Annotated in this window: 22 protein-coding genes; 9 read left to right on the top strand and 13 right to left on the bottom strand. The window is 70.9% G+C overall.

The window, feature by feature from the left end; all coding sequences use genetic code 11:
- Nucleotides 1–203 precede the first annotated feature (203 nt).
- Nucleotides 204–1,499 (top strand): beta-N-acetylhexosaminidase, encoded by a 1,296-nt coding sequence (locus AB0G15_RS15750; RefSeq protein WP_362839630.1) that lies wholly within the window; start codon nucleotides 204–206, stop codon nucleotides 1,497–1,499.
- Between the two features lie 39 nt (nucleotides 1,500–1,538).
- The gene (locus AB0G15_RS15745; protein ID WP_362839628.1) at nucleotides 1,539–2,945 is read left to right on the top strand and encodes a cellulose binding domain-containing protein; all 1,407 of its coding nucleotides are present in this window, start codon (nucleotides 1,539–1,541) and stop codon (nucleotides 2,943–2,945) included.
- On the opposite strand, the gene AB0G15_RS15740 is transcribed toward AB0G15_RS15745, so the two are convergent.
- The gene (locus AB0G15_RS15740) at nucleotides 2,942–4,228 is read right to left on the bottom strand and encodes an MFS transporter (RefSeq protein WP_362839626.1); all 1,287 of its coding nucleotides are present in this window, start codon (nucleotides 4,226–4,228) and stop codon (nucleotides 2,942–2,944) included. The genes AB0G15_RS15745 and AB0G15_RS15740 overlap by 4 nt on opposite strands.
- Before the next feature lie 206 nt (nucleotides 4,229–4,434).
- Entirely contained in the window at nucleotides 4,435–5,055 is a 621-nt protein-coding gene (locus AB0G15_RS15735) for a helix-turn-helix domain-containing protein (RefSeq protein WP_362839622.1), read from the bottom strand.
- A gap of 104 nt (nucleotides 5,056–5,159) precedes the next feature.
- On the opposite strand from AB0G15_RS15735, the gene AB0G15_RS15730 reads away from it, so the two are divergent.
- Both AB0G15_RS15730 and AB0G15_RS15725 read left to right on the top strand, forming a co-directional pair.
- Nucleotides 5,160–6,368 (top strand): cytochrome P450, encoded by a 1,209-nt coding sequence (locus AB0G15_RS15730; RefSeq protein WP_362839620.1) that lies wholly within the window; start codon nucleotides 5,160–5,162, stop codon nucleotides 6,366–6,368.
- Nucleotides 6,369–6,376: 8 nt separating this feature from the next.
- Nucleotides 6,377–6,589 (top strand): ferredoxin, encoded by a 213-nt coding sequence (locus tag AB0G15_RS15725; RefSeq protein ID WP_362839617.1) that lies wholly within the window; start codon nucleotides 6,377–6,379, stop codon nucleotides 6,587–6,589.
- Nucleotides 6,590–6,683: 94 nt separating this feature from the next.
- Here AB0G15_RS15725 and AB0G15_RS15720 read toward each other — a convergent pair whose 3' ends face one another.
- Together AB0G15_RS15720 and sigJ are read right to left on the bottom strand one after the other, a co-directional pair.
- Nucleotides 6,684–7,073: a hypothetical protein gene (locus AB0G15_RS15720; RefSeq protein ID WP_362839614.1), complete on the bottom strand. Its 390-nt coding sequence runs from the start codon at nucleotides 7,071–7,073 to the stop codon at nucleotides 6,684–6,686.
- A 114-nt stretch (nucleotides 7,074–7,187) separates the two neighbouring features.
- Nucleotides 7,188–8,237: an RNA polymerase sigma factor SigJ gene (sigJ, locus tag AB0G15_RS15715; protein ID WP_362839611.1), complete on the bottom strand. Its 1,050-nt coding sequence runs from the start codon at nucleotides 8,235–8,237 to the stop codon at nucleotides 7,188–7,190.
- Nucleotides 8,238–8,396: 159 nt separating this feature from the next.
- Here sigJ and AB0G15_RS15710 point away from each other — a divergent pair, with 159 nt between their 5' ends.
- Entirely contained in the window at nucleotides 8,397–8,561 is a 165-nt protein-coding gene (locus AB0G15_RS15710; protein ID WP_362839608.1) for a hypothetical protein, read from the top strand.
- 96 nt (nucleotides 8,562–8,657) lie between these two features.
- Here AB0G15_RS15710 and AB0G15_RS15705 read toward each other — a convergent pair whose 3' ends face one another.
- Together AB0G15_RS15705 and AB0G15_RS15700 are read right to left on the bottom strand one after the other, a co-directional pair.
- The gene (locus AB0G15_RS15705; protein ID WP_362839605.1) at nucleotides 8,658–9,515 is read right to left on the bottom strand and encodes an SDR family NAD(P)-dependent oxidoreductase; all 858 of its coding nucleotides are present in this window, start codon (nucleotides 9,513–9,515) and stop codon (nucleotides 8,658–8,660) included.
- The gene (locus AB0G15_RS15700) at nucleotides 9,512–10,756 is read right to left on the bottom strand and encodes an acyl-CoA dehydrogenase family protein (protein ID WP_362839603.1); all 1,245 of its coding nucleotides are present in this window, start codon (nucleotides 10,754–10,756) and stop codon (nucleotides 9,512–9,514) included. Before AB0G15_RS15700 ends, AB0G15_RS15705 begins: the two co-directional genes overlap by 4 nt.
- A gap of 158 nt (nucleotides 10,757–10,914) precedes the next feature.
- Between AB0G15_RS15700 and AB0G15_RS15695 the strand changes: the two genes are divergently transcribed.
- A complete protein-coding gene (locus AB0G15_RS15695; protein ID WP_362839600.1) occupies nucleotides 10,915–11,709 on the top strand; it encodes a helix-turn-helix domain-containing protein in 795 nt (264 codons plus the stop codon).
- Here the strand turns inward: AB0G15_RS15695 and AB0G15_RS15690 are convergent.
- The 7 genes from AB0G15_RS15690 to AB0G15_RS15660 all read right to left on the bottom strand — a co-directional run bounded on the left by AB0G15_RS15690 (nucleotide 11,694) and on the right by AB0G15_RS15660 (nucleotide 19,545).
- A complete protein-coding gene (locus AB0G15_RS15690) occupies nucleotides 11,694–12,302 on the bottom strand; it encodes an ATP/GTP-binding protein (RefSeq protein WP_362839597.1) in 609 nt (202 codons plus the stop codon). The two genes, AB0G15_RS15695 and AB0G15_RS15690, sit on opposite strands and share 16 nt — an antisense overlap.
- Nucleotides 12,283–12,609, bottom strand: coding sequence for a DUF742 domain-containing protein (locus AB0G15_RS15685; protein ID WP_362839594.1), 327 nt, complete (start codon nucleotides 12,607–12,609; stop codon nucleotides 12,283–12,285). The genes AB0G15_RS15690 and AB0G15_RS15685 overlap by 20 nt, the downstream gene beginning before the upstream one ends.
- A gap of 20 nt (nucleotides 12,610–12,629) precedes the next feature.
- The gene (locus AB0G15_RS15680; RefSeq protein WP_362695154.1) at nucleotides 12,630–13,055 is read right to left on the bottom strand and encodes a roadblock/LC7 domain-containing protein; all 426 of its coding nucleotides are present in this window, start codon (nucleotides 13,053–13,055) and stop codon (nucleotides 12,630–12,632) included.
- Nucleotides 13,036–15,390: a nitrate- and nitrite sensing domain-containing protein gene (locus AB0G15_RS15675; RefSeq protein ID WP_362839591.1), complete on the bottom strand. Its 2,355-nt coding sequence runs from the start codon at nucleotides 15,388–15,390 to the stop codon at nucleotides 13,036–13,038. Before AB0G15_RS15675 ends, AB0G15_RS15680 begins: the two co-directional genes overlap by 20 nt.
- A gap of 348 nt (nucleotides 15,391–15,738) precedes the next feature.
- Nucleotides 15,739–17,124 (bottom strand): MFS transporter, encoded by a 1,386-nt coding sequence (locus AB0G15_RS15670; RefSeq protein ID WP_362839588.1) that lies wholly within the window; start codon nucleotides 17,122–17,124, stop codon nucleotides 15,739–15,741.
- A 280-nt stretch (nucleotides 17,125–17,404) separates the two neighbouring features.
- Nucleotides 17,405–18,508 (bottom strand): YihY/virulence factor BrkB family protein, encoded by a 1,104-nt coding sequence (locus AB0G15_RS15665; protein WP_362839585.1) that lies wholly within the window; start codon nucleotides 18,506–18,508, stop codon nucleotides 17,405–17,407.
- Nucleotides 18,509–18,732: 224 nt separating this feature from the next.
- Nucleotides 18,733–19,545: a class I SAM-dependent methyltransferase gene (locus AB0G15_RS15660; RefSeq protein WP_362839583.1), complete on the bottom strand. Its 813-nt coding sequence runs from the start codon at nucleotides 19,543–19,545 to the stop codon at nucleotides 18,733–18,735.
- Between the two features lie 155 nt (nucleotides 19,546–19,700).
- On the opposite strand from AB0G15_RS15660, the gene pcaD reads away from it, so the two are divergent.
- From pcaD to AB0G15_RS15645, 3 genes are all read left to right on the top strand, one after another.
- Entirely contained in the window at nucleotides 19,701–20,441 is a 741-nt protein-coding gene (gene pcaD / locus AB0G15_RS15655) for a 3-oxoadipate enol-lactonase (RefSeq protein WP_362839580.1), read from the top strand.
- Between the two features lie 62 nt (nucleotides 20,442–20,503).
- Nucleotides 20,504–22,237 (top strand): pyruvate dehydrogenase, encoded by a 1,734-nt coding sequence (locus tag AB0G15_RS15650; protein WP_362839578.1) that lies wholly within the window; start codon nucleotides 20,504–20,506, stop codon nucleotides 22,235–22,237.
- A gap of 80 nt (nucleotides 22,238–22,317) precedes the next feature.
- Complete coding sequence (locus tag AB0G15_RS15645; RefSeq protein ID WP_362839575.1) at nucleotides 22,318–22,737, top strand: MmcQ/YjbR family DNA-binding protein; 420 nt, start codon at nucleotides 22,318–22,320, stop codon at nucleotides 22,735–22,737.
- Nucleotides 22,738–22,917 lie beyond the last annotated feature (180 nt).

Here is a 22,917-nt window from a genome sequence, read left to right as displayed (position 1 = left end):
TCCTCCCCACCACGCTCCCTCACCGCCACGCTCCCTCACCGCCACGCTCCCTCACCGCCACGCCTTCCTGCCGTCATGTCCTCTCACAGCCGTGCCCCTCCCCACAGCCATGGCCCTTCACAGCCACGCCCCCTCGCAGCCATGCCCTCCCTCCCACCGTCCACAGGCGTGCCCTCCCGGGACGCCGCGAAGGGAAGACCAACGTGATCATTCCGAGGCCACGGGAAGTGGCCGTCGACGGAGGCTCCGTCGCGTTCCGGCGGGACCTCCTGCGGCTGATGCCCGACGACCCGTCCCTCGACGAGGAGGGCTACCGCCTCGACGTCTCCCCCTCCGGCGTCGAGCTCACCGCCGGCGGCCCGGCCGGCCGCTTCTACGGCACGCGGACCCTCTCCCAGCTGGGGCCGCTGATCCCGTACGGGACGATCGAGGACCGGCCGAAATTCGCCTGGCGCGGGGTGATGCTGGACGTCGCCCGGCACTTCATGCCCAAGGCGTTCGTCCTGCGCCTCGTCGACCTGCTCGCCGAGCACAAGCTCAACGTGCTGCACCTGCACCTCACCGACGACCAGGGATGGCGCCTGGAGATCGAGCGCTACCCCCTGCTCACCGAGGTCGGCGCGCGACGCGGCGGCTTCTACACCCGGGAGGACATACGGGAGATCGTCGCGTACGCGGCGGAGCGCTTCGTCACCGTGGTGCCCGAGATCGAGATGCCCGGCCACGCCCAGGCCGCCATCGCCGCCTACCCGCACCTGGGCAACGACCCGTCCCTCGAGGTGGAGGTCTGGGACGAGTGGGGGATCAGCGAGCACGTCCTCAACCTCGAGGAGTCCACCGTCCGCTTCTGCCAGGACGTGCTCGACGAGGTCTGCGAACTCTTCCCGAGCCCGTACGTGCACGTCGGAGGGGACGAGTGCCCCACCACCGAGTGGGAGCGCAGTCCCCGGGCGCTGCAGCGGCTGGCGGAGCTGGGACTGGCGGGCCCCCGGGAGGCGTGCGCCTGGTTCATCGGCCGGATGGCCGCGCACCTGGAGAAGCACTCGCGCAAGCTGGTCTGCTGGGACGAGCCCGAGCGCGAGCCCACTCCCGGCACGACCGTCATGGTCTGGCGCGACGAGCAGGCCGAGCGCGGCGGCAACGACATCATCCTGGCGCCGCACACGCGGACCTACTTCGACTACCGCCCCTCGGCCGCGCCCTTCGACGACCAGCCGGCCGATCCGGACCGGCCGACCGTCCAGGAGAGCGTCCTCACCCTGGCCGACACCTACGCGTTCGCACCCGACCCGGCCGCGCGGGGCGTGCAGTGCCAGCTGTGGACCGAGTACATGCCCACGCCCGAGCGGGTCGAGTTCATGGCCCTGCCCAGGATGTGCGCCTTCGCCGAGGTCGCCTGGGGCTCGCCCGGCGACTACCCCGACTTCCTGCGGCGGCTCGGCCCGCACCTCGCCCGGCTCAGCGCCCAGGGCGTCCGCGGCGGCCCGCTCATCCCCTAGATCCGCACATCCCGGCAAGCACCCAGGAAAGGAAAGAAAGTGCGCAGAAAGCTGTTACTCGGCGGACTCGTGTCCGCCATGCTGCTCGCGATGGTGGGCGTCGCGGCCAACCCGGCCAGCGCCCAGCAGTCCCTCAGGCTCCAGTACAAGACGAGCGCCACCGGAGCGACCGCCGACCAGGTCGAGCCGTGGTTCAACCTGGTCAACGGCGGCACCTCGGCCGTGTCGCTGAGCGGCGTGAAGATCCGCTACTACTTCAAGGCGGACGCCGGATCGCCGCAGTACCGTTTCGCGTGCTCGTGGGCGGTGGTCTCCTGCTCCACGGTCACCGGGACCTTCGGCACGCTCTCCCCCGGTACGGCCACCGCCGACCGCTACCTGGAGGTGGGCTTCACCTCGGGGAACCTCGCGGTCGGGGCGCAGACCGGTGACCTGCAGCTGCGTTTCCACCGCGCCGACTGGCAGCGGCTGACCCAGAGCGACGACTACTCCTTCGGCCCGGCCCGCACGACGTACGGCGACTGGGCCAAGGTGACCGTCTACCAGAACGGCGCCCTGGTCTGGGGCACCTCGCCCTCGGGCGGTGGCGGCGACCCGACCCCGACGCCCACCCCGACGATCACGAACCCTCCCGGGGGCAGCGGGGTGGTGTTCGACGACTTCGCGTACGACAACGCCGACGACCCGAACATCTCCGCGCACAACTGGACCGTGCGCACCAACACCGGCGGCCCCGGCGTGCCCGGCGCCGGCTGGCCCAAGCAGAACGTGACCTTCCCGACGGTCTCCGGGACGAACAAGGCGCTGCAGCTCAAGGCCGTCACCGACGGCACCGCCTCGGGCACCCAGCAGTCGGAGGTGCTGCACCAGCGCAAGTTCCTGGAGGGCACCTACGCGGCCCGGGTGAAGTTCTCCGACACCCCGGTCAGCGGTCCCGACGGGGACCACATCGTGCAGACCTTCTTCACCATCACCCCGCTCGCCGCCGACATGGACCCCGACTACAGCGAGCAGGACTTCGAGTATCTGCCCAACGGCGGCTGGGGCGAGCCCGCCAACATCATGTACGCCACGTCGTGGGAGACCTACCGCAACGAGCCCTGGCAGGCGGTGAACGTGCACACCGAGGTCAGGCAGAGCTACGCGGGCTGGCACGACCTGGTCCTCCAGGTCTCCGGCGGCCAGATCAGGTACTACATCGACGGCGCCCTCTTCGCCGAGCACGGCGGCGACTACTACCCGGAGACGGTGCAGTCGGTGAACTTCAACCTCTGGTTCATCAGCGGCGGCCTGGTCGGCAGCTCGACCTCGCGTAACTACATCCAGCAGATCGACTGGTTCTACCACTCCAAGAACGAGGTCGTGGCCCCCACCACCGTTCTGAGCCGCGTCAACGGCTACCGCTCCGCCTCGACCACCTGGGTCGACACCGTCCCCAACCCCTAACCGCCCTCTTGAGTACGAGTACGGCCCGCGGTCTCCCCGGACGCGGGCCGTACGGCTTCCTCGGTGCCCGGCGCCCGGAGAGTGCGGACCTGGGGGGAGAGCAGCGCCGCGAGCGTGGCGACCACGACGAGAGCGGAGCAGCCGAGAAGGGCGGTGCCGGGACCGACGGCGGCGGCGACGGGACCGGCGACGAGGATGCCGAGGGGCGCCAGCGCCAGGGACCCGAACCAGTCGTAGGAGCTGACGCGGGAGAGCACGTCGGGAGGCACCTCACGCTGCATGGTGGTGGTCCACAGCACGCCGAACACGTCGCCGGCCACCCCGGCGGCGAACATCGCGACCGCGATCGTCCACAGCGGTGCCCCGGCTCCGAGGAGCACCATCGGCAGCGCCGTGGGAAAGGTGGCCAGCACCGCGAGGAGCATGGGGCGCCGGGGCCGCAGGCGCGCGGCGAGGCCCGCGCCCGCGACGGTTCCCAGCGCCTGGGCGGTGACGATCAGTGCCCAGGAGCTCGCTCCGTCCAGGTCCCGCTCGGCGATCAGGGGACCGAGCACGCCGACGTTGGCCCCGACGGCGGCGACGACGAAGGCGTACTGGAGCACCACGACCCACAGCCACTGGCGTGAGACGAACTCCCGCCAGCCGTGCCGCAGGTCGGACCAGCCGGATCCCACGGACACCCGGAGGCGTCGGGGCAGGCGCATGGCGCGGATCAGCGCGGCGCTGGCGAGGAAGGAGACGGCGTTGAGCGCCAGGGCCCACCCGGCGCCGACCAGGGCGACGGCGACACCGGACAGCGCCAGCCCCAGCACCATGGCGCCGTTCCTCGCGACCCCGAGCAGGGCGTTGGCCTGCTGCAGCCGCTCCCGGGGCACGACCTCCGGCACCACGCCGTTCATCGCCGGTACGAACAGGGCGGTGGCCACCCCCGCCAAGGTCGCCAGCAGTGCCACCGCCGGGATCGGCGCGTCGCCGGTCAGGAGCATCACCGCCAGCCCGCCGTACGCGGCGGTGCCCAGAACGTCGGCGATCACCATCAGGCCCGGCCGGGAGAACCGGTCGGCCAGCACGCCGCCGACGAGGATGAGCAGCAGCTGCGGCACGGCCTGGCAGGCCAGCACCAGCGACAGCTGCGCGGGCGTGCTCCCGGGGATCGCGATCACGCCGAACGCCAGCGCCACCCGGGCGAAACCGTCCCCCAGCACGGAGATCGTCCGGGCCGAGGCGAGCAGGACGAAGCGTCGCTCCCTCAGCAGGACCCGGGTGGGAGAGGACGTCGCCATGTCACGTCAGCGTAGACGCGAGGGTGCCGCCGGCGACATACCGGAAAGACCTGCCGGTCCGAGGTATGGAGAGGTATGGACCGGCATGGCCGTACGCGGCGCGGGGATAAGGGCGAGGCCGGGACAGCGAGGGGAGACGGCTCGGAGGGCCTGCGAAGCGAGGTCAGGACACCCGCGAGGCGGCGCGAAAGGCAGCCAGGACGAGGTCAGGACATCCGCGAGGCGGCGCGAAGGGCCGACAGGGCGAACTCGGTGGCCTGGCGACCGGCGTCCAGCATCTCCTCCGGTGAGGCGCCGTTGCTCATGCTGACGAAGGCGGCGAGCTTGCCTCCGCCGATCACCGCGCCGACGGCCGCCGACGCCTCGACGAGGCTCAGCTCCTGTGGGCACGCCCGGTGCAGGGCCTCGGCGAGCTCCCGCTGACCCTCGAAGAGGAGCAGCAGGCTACGCGCCCGCAACGAGGGGACGGTCATGACGAGGTAGTTGACCGGGCCTATCTCTCTCTGCAGTTGCCCGTCGACGACGAGCTCGGAGAAGACGGAGGTGACGGCACGGGTCAGCAGGTCGATCGCCCGGTCTCCCTGACCGGGCTCCGCGACCACCCGCAGCACGCGATCGATGCCATCGCGCGTGTTGTAGAAGATCACGTCTTCCTTGCTCGCGAAATAGCTGAAGAAGGTGCGCGTCGAGACGTCGGCGGCCGCGGCGATCTCCGAGACGGTGGTCTGCTCGTAGCCCTTCTCCATGAAGAGCTCCAGCGCGGCGGCGATGAGCGCTTGCCGGGTGCGGAGCTTCTTGCGTTCGCGCAGTCCCAGAACCTCACTCATGCGGGCAGCTTAATGCATCTGAGCATACTTTGCACCTATTGTAATTTTGCACGCGATGTAGTTTTCTGGATGGGACGAAGCGCATCACCGTAGAGGAGCGCGAGATGGCACAGTCCCACCCGGCCCACCCGGAAGCGGTCACCTTCCCCTTCGGACGTCCCAGCCCCTTCGAACCGCCCGAGCGCCTGGCCTCACTGCGCGAGGAGCGGCCCGTCGCCCCGATGGCCTACCCGGACGGCACGACGGGCTGGCTGGTGACCGGCTACTCCGCCGTACGGGCGATCCTGGCCGACCCCCGGTTCAGCTCCCGGCGCGAGCTGCTGAACGTCCCGGTGCCCTTCCCGCTGATGCAGGAGATGCGCCACCCTGCCGACCCCGGCCTGTTCATCCGGATGGACCCGCCCGACCACACCCGCTACCGCAAGCCGCTCACCGCCCAGTTCACGGTGCGGCGGATGAAGCAGCTGGAACCCAGGATCCAGGAGATCACCGAGGAGCGGCTCGCCGCGATGGAGAAGGCCGGGCCTCCCCAGGACCTGGTGCGGGAGTTCGCGCTGCCCATCCCCTCGCTGGTGATCTGCGAGCTGCTCGGCGTCCCGTACGCCGACCGCGACGAGTTCCAGCGGTCCACCGCGGTGCTGCTGAACCTGGAGTCCTCCGTCGAGGACATCCGCGCGACGATCGTCCGCTTCGGCGCGTTCTTCCTGAAGCTCATCGAGGCCAAGCGGGCCGACCCGGCCGACGACCTGCTCAGCGGGTTGATCACGAGCGGCGACCTGACCGACCAGGAGCTGAGCAACATCGGGTTCCTGCTGCTCGCCGCCGGGCACGAGACGACGGCGAACATGCTCGGCCTCGGCACGTTCGCCCTGCTCCAGCACCCCGACCAGCTCGCCGCGCTGCGCGCCGACCCCTCGCTGATCGACAACACGGTCGAGGAGCTGCTGCGCTACCTCGGGATCATCCACGTCGGCCCGCTCCGCGCGGCCCTGGAGGACGTCGAGGTGGAGGGGCAGCTCATCAGGGCCGGAGACCCGGTGACCCTCTCGCTCCTGGCCGCCAACCGCGACCCCGCGCGCTTCTCCGACCCCGACCACCTGGACATCACCAACCCCGCGACCGGGCACCTGACGTTCGGGCACGGGTTGCACCAGTGCCTCGGCCAGCAGCTCGCCCGCGTGGAGATGCGCACCGCGTTCCCGATGCTGTTCGATCGCTTCCCCGACCTGCGCCTCGCCGTGCCGGCGGACAAGGTCCCGATGCGGGACACGATGTCCATCTACGGTGTACGGGAGCTGCCGGTCAGATGGTAGGAGGGGACATGAAGGTCACCACGGACGTGGCGCGGTGCATCGGAGCGGGCATGTGCGTGCTCACCGCGCCGGAGGTCTTCGACCAGAGCGAGGACGAGGGCACCGTCGTGCTCCTCGACGACACGCCCCCGCCCGAGCTGCACGCCGCCGCCCGCCGGGCCGCGCAGTTGTGCCCCTCGGGCGCCATCTCGGTGAGCGATCCGGACGCCTCCCCGGTTTAGGGGTGGAGGGCGAACGCACCTCGCCCTCCACCCGCGACCGAAGCGGCCCTCGGTACGAGGGCCCAGGATGGCTGAACCTCACCCTTCGGTTCGGCTAACCTCCCACCCGCCGAAGATCGCGGTCGTGTCCGAGGCCGGACGGTCGCGACGGGGACGAGACCTGGCTGAGCTGAAGGACGCTCATGCCGAACATCAGCACGCCCAAGGGGACGTGCAGGGTCTTCATGCCCGCGATGCCCAGTGCCACCTGCGCCAGCGTGAGCCCCAGGAACCCGGCCGCGTACAGGACGGGCCTGGGCGAGCCGCCGCCCGGCCGCCACACCAGGATCGCGGTGACCAGGTGCGCCACCGCCACGGTGAACACCCCGTACGCCGCGGCGCTGTGCGACGCCTGTCCGCCGGGTGAGGACAGCAACAGCCCGGCGGTGACCGGCGCGGCGAAGAGGGCCAGGGTCTGCAGGGTGATCGCGACACGCAACAACACGGGTGACTCCTTGACGGCTGCGGGACGGGGTGAGGACGGCGACGATCCGGTGCTGGAGGGCGTCCCGGCAGTCCGGCGACACGACCGCCGGGAACGTGAGGCGGCGCGCCGGCCTCACACGACAGGGCCTTCCTCGTCGTGCTCGAATCGACGGTTCCGGCCGGGCGCGTCGCGAACCCGACGCCGGTGCTGTGGCCCCGCCGTCCAGGGCCGGAGCTTGTCGGGGTTGCGCACCGCCCAGATGTGCTTGATCCGGTCGCCCGCGATGTCGAACGCCATCACCGTCACGATGACGCCGTCCTGCTGGGCCACCAGACCGGGCTGACCGTTGACCGTACGCTCCATGAACGTCAGGTCGGGCGCCCTGCCGGCGATGTCGACGGCGTAGCGCACGACCTGCTCACCGCCTTCGAGCGGGTGGAGCACGGCGCTGACCAGGCCGCCGCCGTCGGCGATCACCGTGACGTCGGGGTCGAGGAGACCGACGAGGGCGTCGATGTCCTTGGCCTCCCACGCCTGCTTGAAGGCCCTGACGATGTCGGCGCGCCGGGCCGCCGGGGTCGCGGGAGCGGGCGAGGCGCGAACGCGACGGCGGGCCGAGGAGGCCAGCTGGCGGCAGGCCGCCGGGGTACGGCCGACGATCTCGGCCACTTCGGCGAAGGGGTAGCGGAAGACGTCGTGCAGGATGAACGCGACGCGCTCGGCCGGGGTCATCGATTCGAGCACGACGAGGAAGGCCATGTTGATCGACTCGTCCAGGGTGACCCGGTCTGCCGGGTCTGCCGTGGCGCCGGCCGGCCGCCCGCCGGTCCACTCCGCGCGGTCGGGCAGCGGCTCGGGAATCCACTCGCCCACGTAGCTCTCACGCCGGGCCCGTGCCGAGCCGAGCAGATCGAGACAGACGCGACCGGCGACCCTCATCAGCCAGCCGCCGGGCGATTCGACGGCCTCCTGCTGCTGCGGGGACATGGCGTACCAGCGGGCGTAGGTCTCCTGAACGACGTCCTCGGCGTCGGCCAGGGAGCCGAGGAGCCGGTAGGAGAGATTGATCAGCTGACGTCGCTCGCTCATGATCGCGCTGAGGTTCGGATCGAGCCTGTCGTCTTCCGGCTCGGATGGGGTGGTCACGGTGTCGCCGGCTCCCTCGGTCACGTCTGCTCTCACCAGAACGACGAGACAGCCCCCCGGAATGTGAGGCCGGCGCGTCGCCTCAGGCTCCCGGCGGTCGTCTCGCCGGACTACTGGGACACCGTCCACCACGCGGGGAGGGCTCAACGACCCCGGCCGGTACGCGAAATCCATCAGGCCGCCAAGCTCGCCGACATGATGTCCGTCACCAAGCTCGACCAGTGGGACGCGCACGTTGCCGCTATCGCCGACGTGGCGGTCTGCCCGATTCTCACGCTCGACGCCGCCAAGTGGGTACGGCCGTCCAGCGCCCTGGACAACCCGCTGCACATCATCGAGATCGCCGACCCTGACCGGTAAGAACGGTTACACCCAGTCGTGTTCGCGGGCGTATCGGGCCGTTTCGTGACGGGCGCGGGTCTGGGCTTGGGCCGGGCGGCTACCCGCCCGCCCGCTTCAGGCGCGCGGGCCCGGAACGCGGCGGAAGGTGAAGGGCTCGCTCTCGCGACCCGGGATCACGAACCAGCACTCGCCGGTGCCGTCGCTGTCCAGCAGCCGGACGAACGTGTCGACGACGGACGAGACGTCCAGGATCGGGAAGCCGAGTTGCTCCAGCACCGCCTTGCCCTCGCCGAGGATCGCGGTGTCGGCGAACGACGGGCACAGGCCCTGCACCCTGATCCCCTGCGGCCGGAGGTCCTCGCCGAGCGAGCGGACGAGGCCGACGACGGCGTGCTTGTTGGCGGCGTAGACGGGGTCGGACGGGATGCCGACGATGCCCGCCATGCTCGCGGTCGCCACGATCGTGCCACCGCCCGCCGCGCGCAGGGCCGGGATCGCGGCGTGCACCCCGAAGACGACGCCGTCGAGGTTGACGCCCATCGCCTGGCGGTAGCGCCGGACGTCGAAGTCCTCTCCCAGCCCGAAGCCCGTGGCGATGCCCGCGTTGAGGAAGGCGAGGTCGAGCCTGCCGTACCGCTCGACCGCGGTCGCCACCGCCGCCTCGTTGTCCTCCAGCCGTGACACGTCGCAGTGGACGTACGTCGCGCCCAGCTCGTCCGCGAGCTTCCCGCCCGCGACGTCGTCGATGTCGGCGAGGACGAGGCGGGCCCCGCCCTCGGCCAGCCGCCGGGCCACGCCCGCGCCGATGCCGTTGCCGCCGCCGGTGACGAGGGCGACCCTGCCCTCCAGGTCGTCGCCGCGAACCACGTTGAACGTCTCCGCCGAGATCTCCGGGCTCCTCACGCCCAGCCCGCTGAGCAGCCCGCCCCCACCGCTCTCCGCGGTGAACCCGCCCGTCTTCTCCGTACTCACAGTGGCAACCCTCCGGTGGCGGCGTTGGTCGAGCCCGTGCTCCGGTACGCCGCGATCGTACGCTCGGCGATGCGCATCTGGTGGATCTCGTCGGCCCCGTCCGCGAAGCGGGCCCAGCGGGCGTGCTGGAGCATCCTGGCCAGCGGGGTGTCGGTCGAGTAGCCGAGCGCGCCGTGCACCTGGATCGCCCGGTCGACGATCCGGTTGAGGCTGTTGGCCACGAAGTGCTTCGACATCGAGACCTCGGTCCGGAAGTCCTCACCCTTGTCGATCTTCGAGGCGGCGTGCAGGACCATCAGCTTGCACTGGTACAGCTCCATGGCCGAGTCGGCGATCAGCCACTGGATGCCCTGTTTCTCGGCCAGCAGCGACCCGTGGCTGTAGCGGTTGAGCGCGCGGTCGACCATCATGTCGAGCGCCGTCTCGGCCTGGGAGATCCAGCGCATGCAGTGCGCCAGCCGTGCCGGACCCAGCCGGTACTGGCCGAGCCGGTGGCCGTTGCCGCGCCCGCCGAGGATCTGGCTGTCGTGCACCCGCAGGTCGGTGATGACGATCTCGCTGTGGCCGGTGGAGCCGTGCATCGTCTCGACCTCGCGGACGTCGTTCCATCCCTCCTGCGGGAGGTCGACGAGGAAGGCCGTGTTGCCGCCGCGCGAGCCTTCGGGCACGTCGAGCTCGGTCTTGGCGATGAGGATGGCGAAGCTCGACCGGCGGGCGTTGGAGATGAACCACTTGTGGCCGTTGATGACCCACTCCTCGCCGTCCTTGACGGCGTGGGTGCGGATGAGCGTGGGGTCGGAGCCGGCCACCTCCGGCTCGGTCATCGCGAAGCACGACATCCTGTGGCCCTTGAGCAGCGGTTTGAGGTACTTCTCCTTCTGCTCGTCGGTCCCCCAGTGCAGCAGCGTGTGCATGTTGCCCTCGTCGGGCGCCGAGCAGTTGAGGACCCACGGCCCGAGCCGGGTCTTGGCCGCCTCGGACTGCACCATGGCCAGCTCGACGTGACCGAGGCCCATGCCGCCCCACTCCCTGGGCATGTGCGGCAGCCACAGCCCCTCGGCCTGAGCCTTCTCACGCAGGTCGAAGATGACGCGGACGTACTCGTCGCGCGCGGTGACCTTCCCTGTGTCGTCGAGGTCGTCGAAACCGCTGACGGCCGGGACGATGGTCTCCCGCACGAAGGCCCGCACGCGGCGGCGGATCTCCTCGTGCTCGGGGGCGAGCGTGAAGTCGATGGCCATGGGGTCCTCCCCTTAGCGGCGGCTGACAGGTCCGGAGGGCCGCCGGGCGGGGACTCCCCGCTGTGTGCCGCGACCTTGATGCGACTGCTTCATGATTTGATACACATGCATTATTACCCTAGCGACCGGTACGTTCACCGGCAAGGCAGGAGCGCGGCATGCCCCCTAACCCGGAAGCGACCGGCAGGCGCCTGGTCGCGGCGGCCGAGCGGCTGTTCGCCGAGCGCGGGATCGACGGCGTGTCACTCCGCGAGATCAACGGCGCCGCCGGGCAGCGCAACTCGACGGCGCTGCAGTACCACTTCGGGGACCGCGCGGGCCTGCTGGGCGCGGTGCTCGCCAAGCACCATCCCGAGATCGAGGCGCGCCGCCACCAGCTGCTCGACGAGTACGAGTCCCGGGGCGACCTGCCGGAGGCCGAGGCCCGCCGCACCCTCGCCGCCGCGCTGGTCCGGCCGATGGCCGCCAAGCTGGCCGACCCCGACGGCGGCCGGTACTACCTGCGGATCATGGAGCAGCTCGTCCGGCGCACGCCCCTTCCCGCCCTGCGGAGCACGCGGTCCGATCCGGGGCAGAGCATCGACCGCTGGCGCGAGCTCGTGGCCCCGCTGCTGTCCGAGGTCGCCCTGCGCCGGCTGCACCAGCGCTTCATGGCGATCCGGGTCACGTACGTGGAGCTGGCCCGCCGCGCCGCCGGGCCCGAGGGCAAGGACGACCGGCTCTTCACCAGCCACCTGATCGACGTCGTGTCGGCCGTGCTGGCCACCGAGGTCTCCGAGGAGACCGCGCGGCTCCTGGGAGAGCGCGACAGGAGGCGCGACGAGCGGGGCGGGGAACGCGACGGCGGGGCCGGGGAGGTCCCGGAGAACCCTGCCCGCGGCACCGCCGGGCCCGGCGGGGAGAACGGGCCCGGTGGGGAAGGGGGCGGACCCTGGCCTCAGGCGCCCGCGTGAGCCGCCTGGAAGGCACCTCCCGCCGAGTAGGTGACCAGCGTGGTCAGCACCTCCTTGACCGACTCGCGCCTGCGCACGTCGCACAGGACGATCGGGGCCACGCCGTCCAGGCCCAGCGCCCGCCGTACCTTGATCGGGTCGTGCCGCCGCGCGCCGTCGAAGCAGTTGACCGCCACGACGAACGGGAGCCCGCGCTGCTCGAAGTAGTCCACGGCGGGGAAGCAGTCCTGCAGGCGGCGGGTGTCGGCGAGCACAACCGCGCCGAGGGCGCCGACGGACAGCTCGTCCCACATGAACCAGAACCTGTCCTGGCCCGGGGTGCCGAACAGGTAGAGCCAGAGCCCGTCGCGGATGGTGATCCGGCCGAAGTCCAGCGCGACGGTCGTGGTGATCTTGGACTCCACGCCCGCGGTGTCGTCCACGTAGATGCCGCGCTCGCTCAGCAGCTCCTCGGTGTGCAGGGGCCTGATCTCGCTGATCGTGCCGACCATGGTCGTCTTGCCGACCCCGAAACCGCCGGCGACGAGGATCTTGATGGCCATGGCCGGGGTGTCGACCGGGGCCATCCCCGGCTCAGAGGCCGCGTATTCCATGCAGCACTTCCCTGTAGATGCGTTCGTCGATCGTCTTCCCCATCGGCCGGGGCCTGTCGATGGTGACCAGGCCCTCCCGGCGCAGTTCGCTGAGGAGTACGCGGGTGATGTTGAGTGGCAGCTTGAGGTGCGCGGCGACGTCCGCCACGGGGGTGGGCCTGCGGCACGCGGACAGCACGTCGAGATGCTCGGGCACCAGCCCGATCGGCTCGACGGGCATCTCGACGGTCGTGACGATGGCCACCAGATCGAAGCTCTCCCCGACCGGTCGCGCCCTGCCGCCGGTCACCCCGAAGAGCCTGATCAAAGGCCCGGGATCCTCTCCCGTCACGTCCTCGCACCATTCCAGGCCGGCGCTGGAGCAGCTCCCCTCGGCTGCGCGGACAGGTGCTCGCCGACGCGCTTGACCAGAAGCGCCATCTCGTAGGTCACCATGCCCAGTTCGGCGTCGCCCGCGGCCAGCACGGCCAGCCTGGCCCCCTGTCCCGCCGCGGTGACGAACAGGAAACCGCCCTCCATCTCGATGATGGTCTGCCGCACGCCGCCGAGGCCGAAGTGCCGCCCCGCGCCCAGCGCGAGGCTGTGACTTCCCGCCGAGATGGCGGACAGATGCTCGGCGTCCTCCCGGGTCAGCTCCCGGGAGCCGCCCATCGCCAGGCCGTCGGCGGACAGCACGATGGCGTGCCGGATACCGGTGACCCGCTGGGTCAGGTCGTCGAGCAACCAGCTCAGTTCAGATCTGGGGTCGGGCATCGGAGTGGCCATCCTTTCGCTTCCACACGTCCAGTTCCTGCTCGGCCTGGCTGCGGCCCTGCTGCCAGCCTCGTTGCATGGACGACATGAGGTTTGAGAGCTCCTCGGGAGTTCGCGCGCTGATGTCGCGCTTCTCGGGGGAACGCGCCTGGCGGAGCTGGGGGGCCAGATTAGCCTGCCGTACCCGCATCGGCAGCCCGTCCAGGTCGTCGTCGGTGTCCGGTACGAACACGGCCCGCCGCACGGGCGTCGGGGGGGCCGGGTCGGGGGGAGTCTCGCGCCGTTCCTGGGCGGGGAACCAGCTCTGCGCGGTCTCGGAGGCATTGGCCGTCACCTCCTCCTGCGCGCCGGAGAGGACCTTGGGCCACTCCTCCGGTGTCGCGCTCAGCGCCCTGACGGGCCCGCCCGCGTGCGCGCCGCCCTGGCGCGGGTGAACGCCCTCGGCGGTCAGCGACGCGCAGGTGGCGAGCAGGTTCTGCGGCAGCAGCACGATCGCGGTGGTGCCGTCGTACGGCGAGGGGCGCAACACGACCTTGATCCCGTGCCGGGCGGCGAGCCTGGCCACGACGAACAGGCCGAGCCGGTCGCTGTCGGCCAGGTCGAACTCCGGCGGATCGGCGAGCTTGGCGTTGAGCTCGTCGAGGTTGGCCCGGCTCAGTCCCAGTCCCCGGTCCTCGACCTCCAGCGCGAAGCCGTTGGCCGCGACCATGCTCCGTACGTGCACCACGGTGTTCGGCGGCGAGAAGATGGTGGCGTTCTCCACCAGCTCGGCGATCAGGTGGATCACGTCGGTGACCGCGGCGCCGACCAGCAACGGCGCCTGCGGCATGGGGAGCACGGTGACGCGGGTGTAGTCCTCGACCTCCAGCACGGCGCTGCGCACCACGTCGAAGATCGGCACCGGGTCGCGCCACCTGCGGGCCGGGGCCGCGTCGGACAGGATGATCAGGTTCTCCGCGTGCCGCCGCATGCGGGTGGTCAGGTGGTCGATCTTGAAGAGACCCTCCAGGGTCTCCGGCTCCTCGACGCGGCGCTCCATCGTGTCGAGGAGCGTGAGCTGGCGGTGGAGCAGCGCCTGGTTGCGCCAGGCGAGGTTCAGGAAGACCTGGCCGACGCCCTTGCGGAGCGTCGCCTGGCCGACCGCGGCCTCCACCGCGGTCCGCCGCACGGCGGAGAAGGCGTGCACGACGCGGTCGACCTCGGCGGTCTTCGCCGGGGCCAGCTCGGGGGCCTCGGTCGCCGGGTCCACGTCCTCACCCCTGCGCAACCGCTCGACCAGCCGGGGCAACCGCTCCTCGGCCAGTTCCACGGCCGAGGCCTGGAGCCGCTTCAGCTCGGAGATCAGGGAGCGGCCGAACCGGTAGGAGGCCATGATCGAAATGATGATCGCGAGCAGTCCCAGTCCCAGGATGAGCGCGACCCGCAGGTAGGCGTCGGTCCTGAGCGTCTCGCCCTTGGCCGCGGCGCGGGCCAGCTCCTGCACGCTCTGCTTGGCGACGGCACCGATGACGGCCTCGGCGTCACGCTTCCACTCGGCGGCGTCCAGCGGAGGCTTGCCGATGAGGTTCCAGGAGAAGATCCTGTCCTCGTTGGCCTTGAATCGCAGGTAGGCCGGACTCTCGGCGAACGTCTCGTACCCCGCCCGCAGGTCGGGCCCCATGTCCCGTTCCGCGTAGGCCAGGTGGTTCCTCCGGCTGGTCATCGCCGAGACGAAGGCCGCGTGCTCGGCGGGCGTCATCTCGCCACGCTTCATCGCGGCGGTGAGCACGGCGTGCTCCCTGCTCGCGTACTCGCCGGCGGTGCTGTAGGCGCCCATGCCGCGGACGACGCGGAAGGACGACACCTCGGCGATCGCGTCGGAGTCGCCGAACTGCCGGTTGGCCACGCTGATGAACTCGTTGTAGCCGTCGGTGACCTGGATGGGTTTGATCGCACCGCTGTCGGCGAAGGTGCGCACCTGGATGAGCCCGTCCATGGCCGCCAGCAGCGCCCGCACGTCCGTCGGGGCGTTGTCGGGCTCGTAGGCCTCGGCGGACGTGATCGCCTGGCGCACCAGGTCCAGCTTGGTGTTCGTGACCCGCCGCTGCTCGGTGAGCGCCCTGCTGTGGGCGGTGGCGCCGGCCGCGTCGGCGGAGAACTGGCGCTCCCGCTGGATCTCGACGATCAGCTGCCGGATCGGCGCCCCGATCACCTGCCAGCGGTCCTGTGTCTGGGCGATGCCGGCGACCTGCGCGATGGTCGAGTAGGCGATGAACACCCACAGGACGATCAGCGAGAGCACGGGAAGGAGGAGGATCCGGAGGATCTTCCAGCGAATCGGAGGGGGGGAACTCATTCGACGTGTCCAATCCGCGGTTCCTGTGCGTGGCCGACAGCCGCGGGCGAGAAGTGCCCCGCGGTCGCACGCCGCGACTGGTGCGTGTGTGATTCGACACACTATGCCCATGGGACATATCGAGCTTCAAGCCACCGGAGCGAATATTGGGTATCAATGTTCGCGGTGAGCTGGGTGACCACTTTCCTGTAAAAAGAGGGGTTTGCGGCAATCGCCCAGCTCACACCGGGTGTCGTTCGCGAGCGGGCGCCCTCGCCCATCGCCACGGATTGACATCGTTCCGTCACCATTCGCCGCCGGCCGGCGGTCGCCCATCCGGCGATGGACGACCGGTCCGGCGGGCCGGGGTCAGCGGCGGGCGTCTTCGAGAACCCGCCGCGCGTCGCTCTCGAAGAAGCCGCGGGCGAACAGGGTGAGCAGGCCGCCGATCACCATGGGCACGATGAGGACGTACATGGCGGAGATGAGCGAGCCGGTGCTGTCGGAGGCGATGCCGACGACCAGCGGCCCGAACGCCGCGCCGGCGGTGATGAGGACCTGGAGGACGGCGAAGCCGAGGCCGCGGGAGGCCGCGCCGATCACGTCGGCGAGCGAGGCGGTCAGGTTGGGGATGGCCATCGACATCAGCACGCTGGATGCCGTGACCACCAGGCAGAAGACGGCCAGGGAGTCCATCGAGAGCCCGGCGGCCAGGACCGCCGACCCCGCCGTGATGCCCCCGCCGCCCGCCAGGAGCCTGCCGCCCTTGCGGGTGCCGTGCCAGCGCCGGCCGAGCCACGAGCCGATCAGGGTTCCCGAGACCACGCCGACGATGGTCATGAGACCGCTCAGCGAACCCGCGGCGGCGGGGCCGATACCGAAGTTGCGCACCAGCAGCGAGGGCAGCCAGTAGAAGACCCCGGCGAGGCCAAGACTGAGCAGCATCAGGCCGACGGAGACCGCGAGCAGGGTGCGGATGGTGAGGACCTCGCGCAACTGGCGGGCGAAAGGCGGTTTGGGAGCGGGCGCCTCGGCGGTGGCGAGGCCGGAACCGGCGTCGAGGACGGGGCCGGGATCGGTGCCGGGACCGGCGGGGGCCGCGCCGGCGACGAGCCGGTCGAGGTTGCCTCTGACGGGCTCGTGGAGCCGCCACACGAGGAGTGCGGTGAGCACGCCCGGCACGACCATGATCAGGAACGCGCTGCGCCAGCCGAACGCCTCCGCGAGCACGCCGCCGAGCAGCGTGCCGATGCCTCCCAGGTAGGCGGTCACCCGGGTCCAGCCGTAGGCCTGGGCACGGGTGGCCGGGGGGTAGTAGTCGGCCAGGAGGCTGCCGGCGGCCGGATTGTCGATGCTCTCCGCGGCGGCGAGGAAGACGCGCATCGCGTAGAACATCGCGAACCCGGTGGCCAGCCCCGAACCAAGCGTGGCCAGGGCCCAGCAGAAGACGACGACGGCGATGATCCGGGTACGGCTGCGCCGGTCGGCGAAGTACCCGGCGGGCAGCGCGACGAGCGCGGCCGCCAGGGCGGAGGCGGTCGGTATGGAACCGGCGACGGTGTCGCTGAAGCCCCACTCGGCCTGGATGAGCGGCAGCACTCCGGACAACAGGTTGAACTCGATGCGGTCGACCAGCCCGACGATGAAGAGCACGACCAGGGGGGCCCAGCCGTAGGGGGCGCGAGACCCTGCGTCGACCTCTCCGTTGCGAGGCGCTCCGAGTTTCAGGCGTGGGGTGGTGGGCGTGTCGACCATGCGCCGGCCTTCCTGTAGCCAAAATCTAGAATCCGCTTCTAGAGCTTTGTTATGGAGGGTGGCACAGATCACAGCGCCGGTAAATGGCCGAAATACGAGATGTGAGATCCGGCGTGTCGCGGAGCCCGGGTTCTCCTGCGGACCGTCACAAGGGACGGACGGGGAGGACGGGTGAGGACCACCCACCGGACCCCGCGAGACGTCCGGAGCGGGGCCCTCGGGCCCGCCCCGGGAGCCCGCACCGGCGGACCGGGAGCCGCCGCTCGCGACCGGGGAGTCCTCACGCACGACCTCGGAGTCGCGCGGCCTCGGACTCGCGTGCGACCTCGGCTTCAGACTCGTGTAAGGCCTCGGAATCGTGCACGGCATCGTTTTCGCACACGGCCTTGGAGTCGCTTGCGGTCTCGGACTCGCGCATGGTTTCGGACTCATGCGCGGCCTCGGACTCGCACACGGTTTCGGACTCATGCGCGGCCTCGGAATCGCGCGCGGCCTCGGAGCGGGCACGGCGGGCGGCCAAATCGATCATGGTGCCCTCGCCGGTGGCGGTGAGCGCCGCCGCGAAGAGGATCAGCTGGTTGAGGATCTTGAGGAAGACGAGCATCCCGACGGCACCGGCGACGACGTGGTAGGCGGGATTGCCCACGGTCATCTCCAGGTAGACCTGGCCCAGGGACTTGAGAACCTCCAGCCCCGCGGTGATGAGCAGGGCGGGCCAGATGACCCGGCGCGACGACAGCCGCAGGCGCGGCGGAGCGCAGAGCAGGGCGATCGCCAGCAGGGTGTTGACGGCCAGCCCGATCACGAACGCGGCGGCCGACAGCAGCCACCGCGACAACGTGTCGTCGACGCCCACCGTGTGCAGGAACAACCAGTTCAGCACCGTCTCCGCGACGAAGGCCACCGCGAGCGAGGCGGACAGCAGCAGTCCAAGACCGGCCATCACCCCCAGGTCGATGACCTGGCGCATCACGAAGCGGCCCGGATACTCCTCGATCCGCCAGATGGCCCTGATCGCCGAGCGCAGGGCGTCCATCCAGAACAGGCCGGTGAGCGGCAGGCCGACGAAGGCGATCGCCCCGGCCGTGGCCCTGGCGCTCTGCAACGCCCGCACGTCCAGGCGGGGGAAGTTCTCCGAGAGGTAGCCCTCGACGGCGCGCACCACCTGCGGGTCGTCGAGGACCTGCCCGATGACGGCGAAGCCGAGCAGCCCCAGAGCGAACACGGCGAAGAAGGAGTAGTAGGTGAGCGCCGCCGAGAGCCGTCCGGCGTCCACCTCGTCGTAGCGCACTCCGGCGCGCACCAGGTGGTCCAGCCAGCCGTGACGATGACGAGCACGCGTCCACGCTTCGGCGATACGCGCGGTGAGACCCGTGACCGTCATACCAGGGTCTTTACCCCCGGCCTTCCCACCTACCACAACCGGGGCACCTCGTCCGCGCCCCACCCCCTGCCGTCACGCGTGACGCGTGACACCCGGCCGCCACACCGCCCCCGGGGCGCTCGGCCGTCACAGGATCACGCGACGTCCGACCGTGACACCGACTCGCGGGACGCCCGTGACACCGACCCGCGGGACGCCCGGCCGTCACGCGTCCCGCGAGGCGCTCAGTCGTCGCCCGCCCTGCGACCGAGGATCGAGTGGATCTCGAAGGAGGGGGCGCTGAAACCCGGAGCCGACATGACCTCCCGGACCTCCCGGAGCTGCCCGAGGGTCATCCCCGCCTCCACCAGGCGGTCCTCCAGGTGGTGGCTGTTGCTGATCAGGAGGCCGAGCCCGGCGGAACCCCGCTCCCACACCTCGGTCCAGCGGGCCTGGTCGACGTCGACCAGGCCCGCCGCCGCCATGTCCCGCGCGGCTGAGCCCCCCCATGTCGGATCGCTGCCGGCCGCGCTCAGCACCCGGGCCATCGCCGTGACGTAGGCCCCGTACACCTCCCCCTCACGCCCGCCGGAGGTGGGCGGCGCCACCCAGCGGGTGATGTCGATCTCGTCGAGCTGCAGCCAGCCACCGGGCCGCAGCGCGGCCCACAGGCGTCGCAGGACCTGGCGGCGCCGCGGCAGGTGGCTGAGCACGAGCCTGGCGTGGATCAGGTCGAACGCGCCCTCCGGCAGCGGGTCGGTGACGATGTCGTGGCGGGCCACGGTCAGCCCCGGCCTGGACGGGATCAGGCCCGGCTTGATGTCGGTCGCCAGCACGCGCCCGCCCGGCGCCACCCGATCGGCCAGCCACAGGGCCACGCTGCCTCCGCCGGCGCCGACCTCCAGGCAGTCCCAGCCGGCGCCGACGCCGGTCAGGGCGAGGCGCTCGAAGGTCAGCGGATCCAGCAGCCGAGCGAGATAGTGGTGCTGGTCGGACGAGTGGTCCCCGTCGTTGTCGAACACGTAGTCGGACGCGGTCGCTGAGTTCTGCCCGGTCATCTGGACCCTTCCATGAGCGGTTACCTCGCCGCATGGTAGGTAGAGCGCCACGGAAAGTGACAGGCCTCCGGCCGGACCTGGCCATCTTCTCTGGAGAACGTATCCTCCCGGCTACAGTATGTCCGGATAAAGAACTTATGTGCGTTAGGTGAACAGTGCTGCATCACGAGATCGAAGGACCCGCCGGCGGGCGGCCGGTCGTGCTGGCCGGCTCGCTGGGCACCACGCTGGAGATGTGGGATCCGCAGATGGAGGCGCTGACCGGGCACTTCAGGGTCGTCCGCTTCGACCACCGGGGCCACGGGCGGTCCCCGGCGACGGGGAGGTGCTCGATCGCCGACCTGGCCGGTGACGTGCTGGACCTCCTCGACCTGCTGGAACTGCCACGGGTCTCCTTCGCGGGGCTCTCGCTCGGCGGCATGGTCGGCATGTGGCTGGCCGCGCACGCGCCCGCGCGGATCGACCGGCTCGCGCTGCTGTGCACGTCGGCGAAGCTGGGCACCCCCGAGTCCTGGGCCGAGCGGGCGAACGCGGTCCGCGAGGCGGGCACCGCGTCGATCGCCGGGACGGCCATGGCCCGGTGGTTCACCCCCGCCTTCACCGGGCGGGAACCGTACGCGGCGATGCTCGGCGGCATCTCCGCCGAGGGGTACGCCGCCTGCTGCGAGGCCGTCGGGTCCATGGACCTCCGCGCCGAGCTGCCCCTGATCTCGGCGCCCACGCTCGTGCTCGCCGGGGCCGACGACCCCGCCACGCCGCCCGAGCACGCGGAACGGATCACCGAGGGGATCGCCGGCTCCCGGCTCGTCGTCCTGCCCGGAGCGGCCCACCTGGCGAACGTCGAGCGCCCGGAAGCGGTCTCCGAGCACCTCGTCGGGCACTTCCTCCAGGAGTGATCCGGAGTGATCCGGCGAAATACGGTGAGGTACCCCGGTGACGCCGGAAACAAGGGGGCACCATGGCGACCGTTGCCGAGCAGTTCATCGAGGTTCTCCGCCAGGCAGGGGTGGAACGGATCTACGGGGTGGTGGGCGACAGCCTGAACCCGGTGGTCGACGCCGTCAGGAAGACCCGCGGCATCGAGTGGATCCACGTGCGCAACGAGGAGGCCGGGGCGTTCGCCGCCGCGGCCGAGGCGCAGGTCACCGGGCGCCTGGCGGTCTGCGCGGGCAGCTGCGGGCCCGGCAACACCCACCTGGTCCAGGGGCTCTACGACGCCCACCGCAGCGGCGCCCCGGTGCTCGCGCTGGCCTCGCACATCCCTTCCTCCCAGATCGGCACGGGCTTCTTCCAGGAGACCCACCCCGAGCGCCTGTTCGTGGAGTGCAGCCACTTCTGCGACATGATCGGTACTCCCGAGCAGATGCCCCGGGTGCTCCATATCGCCGTCCAGCAGGCGATCGGCCTCGGCGGCGTCTCGGTCGTGGTGCTTCCCGGCGACGTGGCGCACCTGCCCGCCGCCCGCCCCACCGGCGAGCACGACGTCCTGACCAGGACCGGAACGGTCGTCCCCCACCCCGACCAGGTGGCCGAGCTGGCGGCGGCGCTGAACCGCGCCGAGAAGGTGATGCTGTTCTGCGGCGCCGGGACGCGCCACGCCCGCGACGAGGTCATGGCGCTGGCCGGACGCGCCCTGGCCCCGGTCGGGCACGCGCTGCGCGGCAAGGAGTGGATCCAGTACGACAACCCCTACGACGTGGGGATGAGCGGACTGCTCGGGTACGGCGCCTGCTACGAGGCGATGCACGAGGCCGACCTGGTGGTGCTGGCCGGGACCGACTTCCCCTACGACGACTTCCTGCCGGGCGCGCGTACGGTCCAGATCGACCACGACGCGGCGCGCCTGGGCCGCAGGACCCCGCTGGAGCTGGCCGTGCACGGCGACGTCGGCGCGACGATCCGCGCGGTACTGCCCCATGTCGCCCAGAAGACGGACCGCCGCCATCTCGACAGGATGCTGGGCAAGCACCTCAAGGCGCTGGAGAACGTCGTGGAGGCGTACACCCACGACATCGAGCACCACCTCCCGATCCACCCCGAGTACGTCGCGAACCTGATCGACGAGCTGGCCGCCGACGACGCGGTGTTCACCGTGGACACCGGGATGTGCACCGTCTGGGCCGCCCGCTACCTCAGCCCCAACGGGCGCCGCCGGGTGATCGGCTCGTTCTGGCACGGGAGCATGGCCAACGCCCTCCCGCACGCCATCGGCGCCCAGTTCACCGACCGTCGCCGGCAGGTCGTCTCGCTCTCCGGGGACGGCGGGCTCGGCATGCTCCTCGGGGAGCTTCTCACCGTCCGGCTGCACGACCTGCCGGTGAAGACGGTGGTGTTCAACAACTCCTCGCTCGGCATGGTGAAGCTGGAGATGATGGTGGACGGGATGCCCGACTTCGGCACCGACCACGCTCCCGTCGACTACGCGGCGATCGCCGCCGCGGCCGGGATCGGATCGTTGCGGGTGGAGAGTCCCTCAGACGTACGGGAGGCCCTGGCCACGGCCTTCGCGACTCCCGGCCCCTTCCTCCTGGACGTCGTCACCGACCCGGACGTGCTGGCCATGCCGCCGAACATCAGCCGGGCGCAGGTGAAGGGGTTCGCCCTGGCCGCGGGCAAGATCGTGCTCAACGGCGGGGTCGGGCGCATGATCGAGATGGCGAAGGCGAACCTGCGGAGCCTCCCGCGCCCCTGAACCGCACGGTCCCGGGCACCCGGGCCGGCCCGTGCCGGATCCGGCCGGAACCGTCGGTGCCGAGGTTCACAATGGGCGCCATGGACAACTGGCGTGAGGTCCGCGAGACGCTGCGCGAGTTCGCGCTGCGCCTGCCGGAGGCCTACGAGGACCACCCCTGGGGCGACACGGTCGTCAAGGTCAACAAGAAGATCTTCCTCTTCCTCGGCGTCGACGAGCCGACCGAGAAGTGGAGTCCGAGCGTCGGGGTGAAGCTGCCCGAGTCGAACGGCCACGCGCTGGCGGTCGAGGGCGCCAGGCCGTCCGGCTACGGGCTGGGCAGAGCGGGGTGGGTGTCGATTCCCCTGACGGGTTCCGGCGCGCTCCCGGAGACCGAGGCTCTCCTCGACTGGGTCGAGGAGAGCTACCGCGCCGTCGCCCCCAAGAGGCTCGTCGCCAGGCTCGACGCGCCCTCGCAGCACGGCGACGAGTCGGCGCGCCCCGGCGGGCAATCACCCTAGCCCTCCTTCCACCCGCCTTTCCCTATTCGGTGGACGGGGTCTCGGCGTGTCACCACATGCCCCTCAATCGCGACTGTAAGCATCATCACTGTCACGCTGAGCGCCTCGGCGTACCGGCAAAAGCCGTATTCCGGTCAGCGGATTGGTCGCGGCCACGGACCACGTCTCGAAGGGAATGGT

Source organism: Streptosporangium sp. NPDC023825 (assembly GCF_040639575.1).
Lineage (GTDB): Bacteria > Actinomycetota > Actinomycetes > Streptosporangiales > Streptosporangiaceae > Streptosporangium.
Note: the sequence above shows the minus strand (reverse complement) of the source record. Positions and strands in the feature narration are given on the sequence as shown.

Excerpts from the sequence above, each read along its gene's own strand:
- AB0G15_RS15675 (WP_362839591.1), bottom strand. The coding sequence starts at position 15,390 with ATGAGTTCCCCCCCTCCGATTCGCTGGAAGATCCTCCGGATCCTCCTC.
- AB0G15_RS15650 (WP_362839578.1), top strand. The coding sequence starts at position 20,504 with ATGGCGACCGTTGCCGAGCAGTTCATCGAGGTTCTCCGCCAGGCAGGG.
- AB0G15_RS15670 (WP_362839588.1), bottom strand. The coding sequence starts at position 17,124 with ATGGTCGACACGCCCACCACCCCACGCCTGAAACTCGGAGCGCCTCGC.
- AB0G15_RS15700 (WP_362839603.1), bottom strand. The coding sequence starts at position 10,756 with ATGGCCATCGACTTCACGCTCGCCCCCGAGCACGAGGAGATCCGCCGC.
- AB0G15_RS15735 (WP_362839622.1), bottom strand. The coding sequence starts at position 5,055 with ATGAGTGAGGTTCTGGGACTGCGCGAACGCAAGAAGCTCCGCACCCGG.
- AB0G15_RS15645 (WP_362839575.1), top strand. The coding sequence starts at position 22,318 with ATGGACAACTGGCGTGAGGTCCGCGAGACGCTGCGCGAGTTCGCGCTG.
- AB0G15_RS15680 (WP_362695154.1), bottom strand. The coding sequence starts at position 13,055 with ATGCCCGACCCCAGATCTGAACTGAGCTGGTTGCTCGACGACCTGACC.
- AB0G15_RS15725 (WP_362839617.1), top strand. The coding sequence starts at position 6,377 with ATGAAGGTCACCACGGACGTGGCGCGGTGCATCGGAGCGGGCATGTGC.
- AB0G15_RS15730 (WP_362839620.1), top strand. The coding sequence starts at position 5,160 with ATGGCACAGTCCCACCCGGCCCACCCGGAAGCGGTCACCTTCCCCTTC.
- AB0G15_RS15695 (WP_362839600.1), top strand. The coding sequence starts at position 10,915 with ATGCCCCCTAACCCGGAAGCGACCGGCAGGCGCCTGGTCGCGGCGGCC.
- AB0G15_RS15710 (WP_362839608.1), top strand. The coding sequence starts at position 8,397 with ATGATGTCCGTCACCAAGCTCGACCAGTGGGACGCGCACGTTGCCGCT.
- AB0G15_RS15660 (WP_362839583.1), bottom strand. The coding sequence starts at position 19,545 with ATGACCGGGCAGAACTCAGCGACCGCGTCCGACTACGTGTTCGACAAC.
- AB0G15_RS15740 (WP_362839626.1), bottom strand. The coding sequence starts at position 4,228 with ATGGCGACGTCCTCTCCCACCCGGGTCCTGCTGAGGGAGCGACGCTTC.
- AB0G15_RS15665 (WP_362839585.1), bottom strand. The coding sequence starts at position 18,508 with ATGACGGTCACGGGTCTCACCGCGCGTATCGCCGAAGCGTGGACGCGT.
- AB0G15_RS15690 (WP_362839597.1), bottom strand. The coding sequence starts at position 12,302 with ATGGAATACGCGGCCTCTGAGCCGGGGATGGCCCCGGTCGACACCCCG.